The sequence below is a fragment of the Lacrimispora amygdalina genome, assembly GCF_900205965.1.
In the GTDB taxonomy this organism is placed as follows: Bacteria; Bacillota; Clostridia; order Lachnospirales; family Lachnospiraceae; genus Lacrimispora; species Lacrimispora amygdalina_A.
Genome location: NZ_OAOF01000020.1, coordinates 23,820 through 36,626 on the forward strand (window position 1 = coordinate 23,820; position 12,807 = coordinate 36,626).

A 12,807-nucleotide genomic window follows, 5' to 3' on the forward strand; every position below is an offset into this window, starting at 1 on the left:
ACAATAAAACTTGATAATATATCTGGAGGTACAAAATGGGAAAGATTATTTTAACGGGGGACAGACCCACCGGAAAGCTTCACATCGGACATTATGTGGGTTCGCTGAGGCGCAGGGTGGAACTGCAGAATTCCGGCGAATTTGACGAGATTTTTATTATGATTGCGGATGCCCAGGCATTGACGGACAATGCAGACAATCCGGAAAAAGTCCGTCAGAACATTATCGAGGTGGCGCTGGATTATCTTGCATGCGGACTGGATCCCAGTAAGAGTACGTTGTTCATCCAGTCTCAGATACCACAGCTTACAGAGCTTAGCTTCTATTATATGAATCTGGTAACTGTTTCAAGGCTTCAGCGCAATCCTACTGTAAAATCAGAGATTGCCATGAGAAACTTTGAAACCAGCATCCCTGTGGGCTTCTTTACGTATCCCATCAGCCAGGCAGCCGATATTACAGCTTTTAAGGCAACGACTGTTCCGGTTGGAGAAGATCAGGAGCCTATGATCGAGCAGACGAGGGAGATTGTGCGTAAATTCAACTCTGTTTACGGAGAGGCGCTGGTAGAACCTGACATCCTTCTTCCGGATAATCAGGCATGCTTACGGCTTCCTGGAACAGATGGCAAGGCAAAGATGAGCAAATCACTTGGAAACTGTATTTACTTATCCGATTCAGAGGAAGAGGTTAAGAAAAAAGTGATGAGCATGTACACCGACCCTAACCACCTTATGGTTTCTGATCCTGGTAAAGTGGAAGGCAATACGGTATTTACCTATCTGGACGCATTCAGCAGGGAAGAAGATTTTAAAGAATATTTACCGGATTACAAGAATCTTGATGAGCTGAAAGAGCACTATCAAAGAGGCGGACTTGGGGATGTGAAGGTAAAGAGATTTTTAAACAGCGTACTTCAGGCCGAGTTAGAACCCATCAGAAAAAGAAGAAAAGAATACGAAGCGGATATTCCTTACGTATATCAGATCTTAAAAGAGGGAAGCCAGAAAGCGGAAGCGGTGGCTGCTGATACCTTAAAAGACGTGAAGGAAGCCATGAAGATCAACTATTTTGATGATATGGAACTGATCGGTGAACAGGCAAAGCGGTTTCAGGAGAAGGAATAGAGACAGTCATGAAGATTGTATCAATCAGTGAAATACTGGAATGCAACCAGCTTTTAAAAGACAGCGGGCTAAAATTTAAGATTCATTTAAGAGATGCCTGTGGGAAACAATCCTGCTCCATTGAATCACTCAGTGATAGCAATGGCTCAGAGCAGTATCAGGTGCTTTACCAGACACTGGAAGCATATTTTGGAAACTTGCGTTTCCGGTTAGAGTACAGTGCGGATAATAAGAACTTCTGGATGAGTTAGCTCCGGAAACTGGAATGCCGGAGTGGCTGCAAAGAGAATATTCTTTTGGCTTCTCCGGCTTTTTGTACTTTAAAAATAAAATAATAATTATTATCAATATTGTTTATTGAATTTTCTGGAAATCTATGCTATGATTGTATTATGAATTAGGAACGACTAACTCATAAATTTAATTGAAATAAGCCATATTAATCGGGTATAGCCAACAGGAAAGGAGATAGATTGTATGTCATTCATTGGAAAAGAGATTAGTGATTTTAAAGTACAGAGTTTTATAAATGGAGAATTTAAGGAAGTAATAAAAAAGGACGTTTTGGGAAAGTGGTCCGTATTCTTTTTCTATCCGGCAGATTTTACATTTGTCTGCCCAACGGAACTGGAAGATCTTGCAGATAAATATGAGGATTTTAAAAAGGCGGGCTGTGAAATCTACAGCGTATCCTGTGATACCCATTTTGTACACAAAGCATGGCATGATGCTTCAAAGACCATCAAAAAGATTAAGTATCCCATGCTAGCAGATCCGACAGGAGCGCTGGCAAGAAGCTTTGATGTACTGATTGAGGATTCAGGAATGGCGGAACGAGCAACTTTTGTTGTGAATCCGGAAGGTGTAATCGTAGCCTATGAGGTGATTGCCGGCAATGTGGGACGTAACGCAGAGGAACTGTTCCGCAGAGTGGAGGCTTCCCAGTTCGTTGCAAAGCACGGAGATGAAGTTTGTCCTGCAAAATGGAAACCAGGGGAGAAAACCTTAAAGCCCAGCCTGGATTTAGTTGGGCTTTTGTAAAGGTGGTATCCTATGGCTGAACTTTATGACGTAATCATTGTAGGCGCAGGTCCTGCAGGCCTCTCAGCAGCCATATATGCAGCAAGGGCCAGATTTAAGGTTCTGGTTCTTGAAAAGGAAAAAATCGGCGGTCAGATTACCATCACATCGGAAATCGTGAATTATCCTGGCATCGAAAAAACAGACGGAACAGAGCTGACAGAAAAGATGCGTGAACAGGCACAAAGCTTTGGCGCTGAATTTCAAATGGCCAGAGTGACAGATTTCGATTTTTCCGGGGATATCCGGCTTGTAAGGACCGATAAAGGTGATTTCCAGACACTTGGAATTGTACTTGCTCTCGGTGCAAACCCCAGAATGCTGGGGTTTGCAGGGGAGAAAGAATATAAGGGCAGAGGAGTGGCGTATTGCGCGACCTGCGACGGTGAATTTTTTACCGGAATGGATGTTTTTGTAATTGGTGGTGGGTTTGCAGCAGCGGAAGAAGCGGTATTTCTTACCAAATATGCAAAAAAGGTTATCATCATTGTAAGGGAAGAGGATTTCACCTGTGCTGCCACTGTAGCTGATAAGGCCAGGAATCATGAAAAAATCGAGGTACATTATCAGACTGAGATTGTTAAAGCAGAAGGCGACCGGTTATTGCGATCTGCCCGTTTTCTGGATAATAAAACCGGAAAAGAATGGAATTATGAGGCAGCTGAGGGTGAATCCTTTGGCATATTCGTATTTGCGGGCTATGTACCGGATACAGAGCTGGTAAAAGGGAAGCTGGAGCTTGACAGCCATGGATATCTCATCACCGACCAGAATCAGATGACTAAAATCCCTGGAGTGTATGGTGCCGGTGATGTATGTGTTAAAAATCTAAGACAGGTAGTTACAGCTGTTTCCGATGGTGCAGTTGCTGCTACCTCCTTAGAAAAATATGTGGCTGAGGTTTATGAAAAACTGAATTTGTCCCCACGGGAGCCGGCATCGGAGGAAATACACAGCAGTGAGGACACAAAACGTCTGGAAGAAACGGAAGGAGAGCTGTTTATCAGTTCCGGGATGAGACATCAGCTTAAGGATCTGTTTCAAAAATTTCAGAACAAAATTGTTGTTAAGGCTCTTCTGGATCAAAGCCAGCTGGCAGCTGAGATGGAATCCTTTCTGGAGGAACTGACGGGGATATCCGATCATGTGAAGGGGATTACTAAACAGGTATCGGATAAGACGGAGCCGGATGAAACACTTCCTGCCCTGTGTGTTTTAAGAGAAGATGGAACGGAAACAGGAATTCGTTTTTTTGGGATTCCCGGAGGCCATGAATTTAATTCTTTTGTAATTGGGCTTTATAATGCGGCAGGACCGGGGCAGTCTCTTTCTCCGGAAGATACGGACCGGATACAACGGATTAACAAACAGTTTAATATCCGGATCGCGGTTTCGTTATCCTGTACCATGTGCCCCACCACAGTTATGTCGGCAGGAAGAATTGCGGCAGGCAACAGGAATGTTAAGGTCTGGACTTATGATCTGGCTTATTACCCGGAATTAAAGAAGCGGTATCAGATTATGAGTGTTCCCTGCATGATTATCAATGATGAGATCGTAGAATTTGGGAAGAAATCCGTAGAGGAGGTTCTGACCATTCTGGAAAGCATATAAAAGAAAAGGAGAAATCATGATGAATTATCTGGAAATTGAAAAGGTCATTGGAAGAGAAATTATTGACTCAAGAGGGAATCCTACTGTAGAGGCAGAGGTACATTTAGCAGATGGTACCATTGCTATGGGAGCCGCACCCAGCGGAGCGTCTACCGGCGAATTCGAGGCGCTGGAGTTAAGAGACGCAGATAAGACCCGTTATGGCGGAAAAGGTGTTTTAAATGCGGTTCACAACATTAATACTGTGATTCATTATGCTCTGGTTGGCATGGATGCATCTGATATCTATGGTATTGACCAGGCGATGATTACAGCGGATGGAACGCCGGACAAATCAAGACTGGGAGCCAATGCCATTCTTGCAGTATCCATTGCATGTGCAAGAGCAGCAGCAGTCAGCATGGGAATTCCACTTTACCGGTTTTTAGGCGGTATTACAGGAAACCGACTTCCTGTTCCCATGATGAACATCTTAAATGGCGGTGCTCATGCAGCCAATACCGTAGATGTTCAGGAATTTATGATTATGCCGGCAGGCGCGCCAAGCTTTAAGGAAGGTTTGCGCTGGTGTACAGAGGTCTTCCACTGTCTTGCATCTATTTTAAAGGCGAAGGGACTTGCAACCTCCGTTGGAGACGAAGGCGGATTTGCTCCGGACTTAGAAAGTGACGAAGCTGCCATCGAGCTGATTCTGGAAGCGGTGAGAAAAGCGGGATATGAACCGGGACGGGATTTTGTACTTGCCATGGATGCTGCATCAAGCGAATGGAAAGGAGATGGGAAAGGTCAGTATGTCCTGCCGAAATCAGGTAAGCACTATACCTCAGAGGAACTGATTGAACACTGGAAACAGCTTAGTGACAAATATCCCATTTATTCCATTGAAGATGCACTGGATGAAGAGGACTGGGAAGGCTGGAAGTTACTGACAAAAGAGCTGGGAAGCAAGATCCAGCTGGTAGGAGATGATTTATTTGTAACTAATACGGAGCGTCTGAAAAAGGGAATTACAGAGGGATGCGGAAATTCCATTCTCATTAAACTCAATCAGATTGGATCGGTATCAGAGACTCTGGAAGCCATTAAGATGGCTCACCGTGCAGGCTATACCGCCATTGCCTCCCACCGTTCCGGTGAGACGGAGGATACCACGATTGCGGATCTGGCAGTGGCTTTAAATACCTGTCAGATTAAAACCGGAGCTCCAAGCAGAAGTGAGCGTGTTGCAAAATACAACCAGCTGATTCGGATTGAAGAAGAACTGGGAGAAAGTGCAGTTTATCCGGGAATGGATGCATTTCATATCCGCCGATCATAAATAAAAAGATAGAGAAGACCTGCCTGGCAAAAAAGTCCGGCAGGTCATTTTTTCGTATTTTGATGAAAATGTTTGATGTATGGGAAAATAAATGGTATGCTAATGAAACTGGTGGAATATCAGACGTCCTTTTCCAATAGAATAAACAGTGATACCCGCGATTAGCGCGGAGCAGGTGGGAGAAGGATAGATGGCGGAGATAAAAAGAATCAGATGCGGAAGCGAGAACTGCTATCTGATAGAAAAAAAAGGCAGAGCCATTCTGATCGATACCGGAAGAAAGGGCTTTGAAGAAAAGATTCTTAATCAGTGTAAAAAAAACAGGGTGGAGCTGATCATTCTGACTCATGGCCATATAGAACAGGTACAGAATGCAGCATTTCTTTCAAAAGAGCTGAAAGCCCCTCTGGCTATCCATAAAAGTGATGTGGGTATTCTGAAAGATAATTTTAAGGATCCGGTTTCCTATCAGGGACTTTTGGGCATGATGGTTGCCGAAGTTGCTGTAAAGAATTTTAAGGATTCGGTGATTTTAGATTTTACGCCTGATATCTTTTTAAAAGAAGGTGACAGGCTTGATGAATATGGCATAGACGGAACGGTTCTGGAACTTCCCGGTCATACCAGAGGCTCTGTGGGGGTGGAACTGGAGAAACGGGCCGTATTTGTGGGAGACGCTCTTATGAACTTATTTTACCCCGGTCTTCCCATGATTTACTGTGACCGGGAAGCTATGATAGAAAGTGCGGAAAGAATCAGCGCTCTTGGTGGAAGAAGGATATATTTCTGTCACGGAAACCCGGCGGAAAACAGAACCTGGATCCGGACAGATAATTGAACAGGGGAATTTGCGTATGATTAACATTTATCTGAAAGAATTTGAACTAACGGCGGGAGAAAACAGGCATGAAAAAGAGCATCTGGTGGGCGAGATGCTCCTGCGGGAGGGATTAAAGAAGGAATACGGAATCGTTTACGGGGAAGATATTCCCCTTCCCGTTGTTAAAGGAGAGAGAGGAAAGCCCCAACTGAAGGAGTATCCTCACATTTACCATAATATCAGCCATACGGATGGACTGGCTGTATGTGCGCTTGGTGATGAACCTGTGGGGATTGATACAGAGCTTATCCGTCCTTTTTCTGAAAAGATCATACGAAAAGTGATGTCAGCAAAGGAACAGGAGCTGTTTGAGAAGCTGAAGGGAAAAGAGCGGACTGCCTACTTTTTTAAGATCTGGACGCTGAAGGAAAGTTATGTAAAAGCAAAAGGATGGGGGATTACCATACCCCTTACGGATTTTTCTTTTTATTTGGAAGATGGGACTGTTACATGCTCGGTTCCAGGTGTTCATGTGGTTTTGCGATGCCTGAAGGAGAAATATATGTTATCGTTGTGTACCTTACAAGAGACTAAAATCTGTTGGAAACGGCAAGAATCTATTTAAGTGTCTATCACTGGAATGGAGGAAGCCAATGAAACTTGTATCGGATCAATCGATAATTACGTACTTACAGAAATTTAACCAGTATCCGTTTGAAGTAAGACTTCACGGAACATCATATCTGATCGGTGGGGGACATCCTGTGTTTACCGTTAGCATGAAAGAGGATATCAATACCAGGGATTTAATGACCAGCACGTCTCTGGCTCTGGGCGAGGCTTATATGAAGGGAACACTGGATATCGAAGGAGATTTATTTCAGGCACTGGATCATTTTATGGGGCAGATGGCAGCATTTACAGCAGATCAGAAAAAACTAAAAGGTCTTATTTTTACTTCTCTTTCCAAAAAGAACCAGGAAAAAGAAGTTGCCTCTCATTATGACATTGGTAACGACTTCTACAGCCTTTGGCTTGACGATACCATGAGCTATTCCTGCGGATATTTTAAAACGGACCAGGATACTCTTTATGAAGCTCAGTGCAACAAAGTGGAACGTATTCTGAAAAAGCTGTACTTAAAAGAGGGAATGACACTTTTGGATATCGGCTGCGGCTGGGGATATCTGCTGATTCGTGCAGCAACGGAATATGGAGTTAAAAGTGTGGGAATCACACTGAGCATGGAACAGAAAAAGGAATTTGAAAATCGGATTGAGATTTTAGGGCTGACCGACCGTATTAAGGTGGAACTGATGGATTACCGGGATCTTCCCCAGTACGGCAAAACTTTTGACAGGGTAGTCAGTGTTGGTATGGTGGAGCACGTAGGGAGAGAGAATTACGATTTATTTATCAAAAGTGCAGAGTCTGTGCTGGTGCCGGGGGGGCTTTTTCTTCTGCATTTTATCAGTGCATTAAAAGAGTATCCGGGAGATCCGTGGATGAAAAAATATATATTTCCCGGAGGAATGGTTCCCAGTCTGAGAGAAATGATAAATCTGCTGAGTGATCATCAGTTTTATACGTTGGATGTGGAAAGCCTCCGGCGGCATTATTATAAAACACTGCGTCACTGGGATCAGAATTTTAATAAAAACAGGGATCAGATTGAAAAAAAGATGGGTACGGAATTTGTGAGAATGTGGGACTTATATCTGAATGCCTGCGCTGCAACCTTTCACAACGGAATCATTGATCTGCATCAGATTCTTTTGTCAAAGGGTATTCATAATGATCTGCCCCTGACCAGGTGGTATTAAATTAAAAGAGTAACGAAAGAGGAATAAGGCAATGAAGATGACGGAGAAACAGCACCTTAAACGGGGAAGCATTCTGACGATATCAGGTGGAATTTTATGGGGAATATCAGGAACCTGCGGGCAGTATCTTTTGCAGGTAAAGGGACTGGATTCCGACTGGCTGGTTCCGGTACGCCTCCTTTGTGCAGGAATTTTACTGCTGTTTCTCTGTTATATAAAACAGGGAAAGCAGATCTTTGCTCCATGGAAAAGCAAAAAAGACGGGGCTGACTTATTGATTTTTGGCATGGTGGGTATGTCCATGTGCCAGTATACATATTTTACGGCAATCGGATATTCTAATGCAGGAACGGCAACTGTACTTCAGTACATAGGACCGGTTCTCATTATGCTTTATGTATCCGCACGCGCAGGGAAAATACCAGGCAGATACGAGCTTCTGGCGGCGGTACTCGCCATGGCAGGTACTTTTTTACTGGCAACTCATGGGAAACCGGGAAATCTTGTGATTTCAGACAAGGCTCTTTTCTGGGGTCTCTGCTCTGCAGCAGCGCTTGCGGTTTATACTACCCAGCCAGGCAGGCTTCTTAAAAAGTATGGTTCCATGGTGATAGCAGGCTGGGGGATGCTCATTGGCGGAATCCTGCTCAGTCTGATTTTCCGCCCATGGGAGAAGCACCTCTTTTTAGATACCCAAGCGGTTTTTGGTATGCTGGATCTGCTTGGATTTGCATGTATTATTTCGACTATTTTTCTGCTGACATCAGGCAAAGAATAGCCAGGCTTTACTTTTTATTTCATATCATATATAATGATGAAATAATATTACATGAATTAGAGGTAACGATATATGCAGGAAAGTATAAGTGTGTCCGGTGTTCTCTGCTCTTCCTATGATTCTTTTTTTGAGGCAGAGAAGAAAATTGCGGATTTTATTCTCTCAAATAAAAGTGAAATCATTGACATGACAGTGGCGGAACTGGCTCTGGCAAGCGGGACGAGCGATGCGACGGTTTCCAGATTCTGCAGGCGATGCGGGTTTAATGGGTTTCACCATTTAAAGATTAATCTGGCAAAAGAGGTGGCTGAGGAACGGGGCAACTCTATCGAGATTTCCAATGATATCAGCCGGGACAATATCGGCCAGTCTCTTCAGAATATTCTGGCGAACAAGGTTACGGAGCTTACCCAGACCATTTCCATGATGGATCCGGATGAACTTGATAAAATCTTATCCGTGGTGGAACAGGCAAGAACCGTACAGCTGGTGGCTGTTGGCAATACTATTCCTGTCGCACTTGATGGTGCCTTTAAGTTCAATCAACTGGGAATTGCCACTGTATCCGGGACGATATGGGAAACTCAGATGGCATATACCTGCAACATGGGTCCGGAGGATGCGGTCATTATCATATCCAACTCCGGTTTTTCCAAACGGCTTATGACTCTTGTGGCAGTAGCCAAGGAAAACCATGTGCCAACCATTGCAATTACAAATAATATTTCCTCTCCGCTGGGGCAGGCCTGTGACCATCACATCACAACTGCGACCAGGGAAAAGCTGCTTTTAGGAGAGTTTTGTTTTTCCAGAGTATCTGCAACAACTGTGATAGAGATCTTATATCTCTTTCTGTCTGTCAGCAGACCGGATTCACACGATCATATACGGCGTCATGAAATTGCAATCTCTGACGATAAAAAATAGGAGAACCGGGAGGTTCTCTTTTTTTTGATGTAATGGGTGAATGACTGGGATTTCTTTGGGGAATAATGGAATATGGGGAAATAGTACAAAAAACGGTCGGGAAAATACGATTAATTTATGACTAATTGTGCAAAGCGACGAAATGATACGAGAAATATTATTTCTCATATAAACGTATTGACGAAATAAAACAATCGTATTATAGTATAGACGAGGGGATGAAATAAAATTTTATATATAGAAGGAGCAGTGATATATGATTTACACGGTAACATTTAATCCGGCTCTCGATTATGTGGTTCAGGTAGATCACTTCACACTGGGAACAGTCAACAGAACGGAGCAGGAAAGCATTTTCTGCGGAGGAAAAGGGCTGAATGTATCAACTGTTCTGGCAGCTCTTGGATATGGTAATACTGCACTTGGTTTTGTCGCAGGTTTTACCGGAGACGAGATAGAACGCAGAGTGGGAACCCTGGGATTTCGAAGTGATTTCATCCATGTTGAACATGGAATGTCAAGAATTAATGTAAAACTTAAATCCGGGGAAGAAACGGAGATCAACGGAATTGGACCTGAGATAACAAAAAAAGATGTGGATCAGCTTTATGAAAAGCTTGACTGTCTTACAAAAGGAGATATCTTAATTCTGTCTGGAAGTATTCCCAGATCGATCGATGACGATATTTACGAGAGAATCATGGAGTATTTAGACAATAAGGGAATCCGCATTGTGGTGGATGCAACCCGTGATCTGCTTTCAAATGTGCTTGCTTATCATCCGTTTCTGATAAAGCCGAACAATCATGAATTAGGGGAGATGTTCGGAGTGACCCTGGAGACGATAGAGGAAATAATTCATTACGGAAAGCTCCTTCAGGAGAAAGGTGCAGAAAATGTGCTGATTTCCATGGCAGGAGACGGTGCGGTGTTAATTACAAAAAAAGGGGAGGTATTCCAGATGGGAGTACCCTCCGGAATTGTGAAAAATTCTGTTGGAGCCGGAGATTCCATGGTTGCAGGCTTTGTGGCAGGTTACCTGGAAAACGGCAGTTATGAACACGCTTTGCGCCTTGGAAGCGCTGCAGGAAGTGCGACCGCATTTTCGCAAGGTCTTGCAGCAAAGGAAGATATTATGAAGCTTTATGAAGAATTATTAAAGGAGGGGTATTGATGAAGATTACGGACTTACTGAAAAAGGAAAGTGTGGAGCTTGGGGTGAAGGTTTCCAGTAAGGAAGCAGCCATCGATAAGCTGGTGGAACTGATGAATTCTGCCGGCAGACTGAAAGACAAAGCAGCCTACAAAGAGGGGATTCTTGCAAGAGAGGCTCTCGGCAGCACGGCGGTGGGAGATGGAATTGCCATTCCACATGCAAAGGTAGCAGCAGTAAAGGAGCCTGGTCTGGCGGCTATTGTGGTGCCGGATGGAGTGGATTATGAAGCTTATGATGGTTCTTTATCCAAAATTATTTTTATGATTGCAGCACCGGATGGTGAGGCGGATGTCCATCTGGAGGCATTATCCAAATTATCCACTCTGCTGATGGATCCTGATTTTAAGGAGTCCTTGATTCATGCAGGATCAAAGGAAGAATTTTTACGCCTGATTGATGAGAAGGAAGCTGGTAAAAAGTCAAAACAAAAGGAAACAAAGAGCGGCTACCGTGTATTGGCAGTAACAGCCTGCCCAACAGGGATTGCCCATACCTTTATGGCGGCTGAAAACTTAGAGCAGAAAGGCAAAAAGCTGGGAATTTCCCTTAAGGCAGAAACAAACGGCGCGGAAGGCGTTGGAAATGCTCTGACAAAAGCGGAAATCGACGCAGCAGACGGCATCATCATTGCAGCGGATAAAAATGTAGATATGTCCCGTTTTGATGGAAAGCGGGTTGTTGTGGCAACTGTAAGCGAAGGAATTCAAAAGGGGGAGGAACTCATTAAACGTGCAGTGAGCAGCGAGACACCGGTCTATCATTATGATGGTTCTTCCTCTTCTGAGGATGACTCCAGACAGGAGGGGCTGGGACGTTCGGTTTACAAACATTTGATGAACGGCGTTTCTCATATGCTTCCATTCGTTATCGGCGGCGGTATTTTAATTGCACTTGCATTCCTTTTTGATGATTATTCCATTGATCCTTCAAATTTTGGTAAAAATACGCCTCTTGCAGCTTATATAAAAACAATTGGTGAGCAGGCCTTTGGCATGATGCTTCCGGTACTGGCAGGTTATATTGCCATGAGTATTGCTGACCGTCCTGGTCTGGCAGTGGGCTTTGTCGGTGGTCTGATTGCAAAGATGGGCGCCACATTTGCAAATCCTGCAGGCGGAAGCGTAAACTCCGGATTTTTAGGAGCACTGCTCGCTGGTTTTATCGGCGGTTATATTGTACTGTTTTTAAAGAATGCATTTAAAAAGCTTCCGAAGTCTTTAGAGGGAATTAAGCCGGTTCTTCTTTATCCGCTTCTTGGTATATTTCTTGTTGCTGTTGTGACCACATTTATTAATCCGTTTGTGGGTGCCATCAACGATGGAATCACCAGTCTGTTAAACGGAATGGGCGGTACCAGCAAAATTATACTGGGTGTAGTTGTCGGCGGCATGATGTCTGTGGATATGGGCGGTCCGGTTAACAAGGCGGCTTATGTATTTGGTACGGCTCAGCTGGCAGAAGGTAATTTTGATATTATGGCTGCAGTTATGGCAGGCGGTATGGTTCCTCCCATTGCAATTGCGCTGTGTACTACATTCTTTAAGAAGAAATTTACAGAAAAAGAGCGTCAGTCAGGTCTGGTAAACTATATTATGGGACTGTCCTTTATCTCTGAGGGCGCAATTCCCTTTGCAGCAGCGGATCCTCTTCGTGTGATTCCTTCCTGTATGATCGGCTCTGCAGTAGCAGGCGGACTTTCCATGGCACTGGGATGTACATTACGTGCACCTCACGGCGGAATCTTTGTGCTTCCCACTATTGGCAATCCATTCGGGTATCTGATTGCAATTATTGCCGGTTCCGTCGCAGGCTGTTTTGTACTTGCTGCTTTAAAGAAAAATTTAAAATCCGGATCATAAAAGAGTAAAAAATGCCCCTGTCAATTATGACAGGGGTGTTTGATTCTCTGCCAGCACGTTGTCTAAATTCCTGTTGACTTCAACAGAGGGGAGACTTTGCGGGGCTGCTTTTTTGATTTTGTACCAGTTTGCGGCTGTAAATACGGCAATCAGCAGGATCGCAAATCCTAAAATCATTCCGATTGCCCAGTATCTCATATGATTATTCATAAAATGCTCCTGTCTTATTATCCGGGATATGAAAA

At 43.9% G+C, this 12,807-nt stretch carries 13 protein-coding genes; 12 read left to right on the top strand and 1 reads right to left on the bottom strand.

What is annotated here, in order from left to right:
- Positions 1-35 precede the first annotated feature (35 nt).
- The 12 genes from trpS to CRO04_RS21035 all read left to right on the top strand — a co-directional run bounded on the left by trpS (position 36) and on the right by CRO04_RS21035 (position 12,562).
- Entirely contained in the window at positions 36-1,127 is a 1,092-nt protein-coding gene (gene trpS, locus CRO04_RS20980) for a tryptophan--tRNA ligase (RefSeq protein ID WP_097006201.1), read from the top strand.
- A gap of 8 nt (positions 1,128-1,135) precedes the next feature.
- Positions 1,136-1,378, top strand: coding sequence for an RDAC family protein (locus CRO04_RS20985; protein WP_097006202.1), 243 nt, complete (start codon positions 1,136-1,138; stop codon positions 1,376-1,378).
- Between the two features lie 226 nt (positions 1,379-1,604).
- A complete protein-coding gene (ahpC, locus tag CRO04_RS20990; protein WP_097006203.1) occupies positions 1,605-2,168 on the top strand; it encodes an alkyl hydroperoxide reductase subunit C in 564 nt (187 codons plus the stop codon).
- 12 nt (positions 2,169-2,180) lie between these two features.
- Entirely contained in the window at positions 2,181-3,821 is a 1,641-nt protein-coding gene (locus CRO04_RS20995; RefSeq protein ID WP_097006204.1) for an FAD-dependent oxidoreductase, read from the top strand.
- A 19-nt stretch (positions 3,822-3,840) separates the two neighbouring features.
- Positions 3,841-5,139 carry a phosphopyruvate hydratase gene (gene eno / locus CRO04_RS21000; protein WP_097006205.1) on the top strand — a complete coding sequence of 433 codons (1,299 nt, stop codon included), beginning with the start codon at positions 3,841-3,843 and terminating at the stop codon, positions 5,137-5,139.
- Between the two features lie 190 nt (positions 5,140-5,329).
- The gene (locus CRO04_RS21005; protein ID WP_097006206.1) at positions 5,330-5,977 is read left to right on the top strand and encodes an MBL fold metallo-hydrolase; all 648 of its coding nucleotides are present in this window, start codon (positions 5,330-5,332) and stop codon (positions 5,975-5,977) included.
- A 16-nt stretch (positions 5,978-5,993) separates the two neighbouring features.
- Positions 5,994-6,584: a 4'-phosphopantetheinyl transferase family protein gene (locus CRO04_RS21010; protein WP_097006207.1), complete on the top strand. Its 591-nt coding sequence runs from the start codon at positions 5,994-5,996 to the stop codon at positions 6,582-6,584.
- A gap of 28 nt (positions 6,585-6,612) precedes the next feature.
- Complete coding sequence (locus CRO04_RS21015) at positions 6,613-7,782, top strand: SAM-dependent methyltransferase (protein WP_097006208.1); 1,170 nt, start codon at positions 6,613-6,615, stop codon at positions 7,780-7,782.
- A 31-nt stretch (positions 7,783-7,813) separates the two neighbouring features.
- On the top strand, positions 7,814-8,560 hold the full coding sequence (locus CRO04_RS21020; protein ID WP_097006209.1) for a DMT family transporter: 747 nt from the start codon (positions 7,814-7,816) through the stop codon (positions 8,558-8,560).
- A gap of 72 nt (positions 8,561-8,632) precedes the next feature.
- Positions 8,633-9,487: a MurR/RpiR family transcriptional regulator gene (locus tag CRO04_RS21025; RefSeq protein ID WP_097006210.1), complete on the top strand. Its 855-nt coding sequence runs from the start codon at positions 8,633-8,635 to the stop codon at positions 9,485-9,487.
- 256 nt (positions 9,488-9,743) lie between these two features.
- Complete coding sequence (gene pfkB, locus CRO04_RS21030) at positions 9,744-10,661, top strand: 1-phosphofructokinase (protein ID WP_097006211.1); 918 nt, start codon at positions 9,744-9,746, stop codon at positions 10,659-10,661.
- Positions 10,661-12,562 (top strand): PTS fructose transporter subunit IIABC, encoded by a 1,902-nt coding sequence (locus tag CRO04_RS21035; RefSeq protein WP_097006212.1) that lies wholly within the window; start codon positions 10,661-10,663, stop codon positions 12,560-12,562. Before pfkB ends, CRO04_RS21035 begins: the two co-directional genes overlap by 1 nt.
- Positions 12,563-12,586: 24 nt before the next feature.
- Here the strand turns inward: CRO04_RS21035 and CRO04_RS21040 are convergent, their stop codons facing one another.
- On the bottom strand, positions 12,587-12,772 hold the full coding sequence (locus tag CRO04_RS21040) for a hypothetical protein (RefSeq protein WP_097006213.1): 186 nt from the start codon (positions 12,770-12,772) through the stop codon (positions 12,587-12,589).
- Positions 12,773-12,807 lie beyond the last annotated feature (35 nt).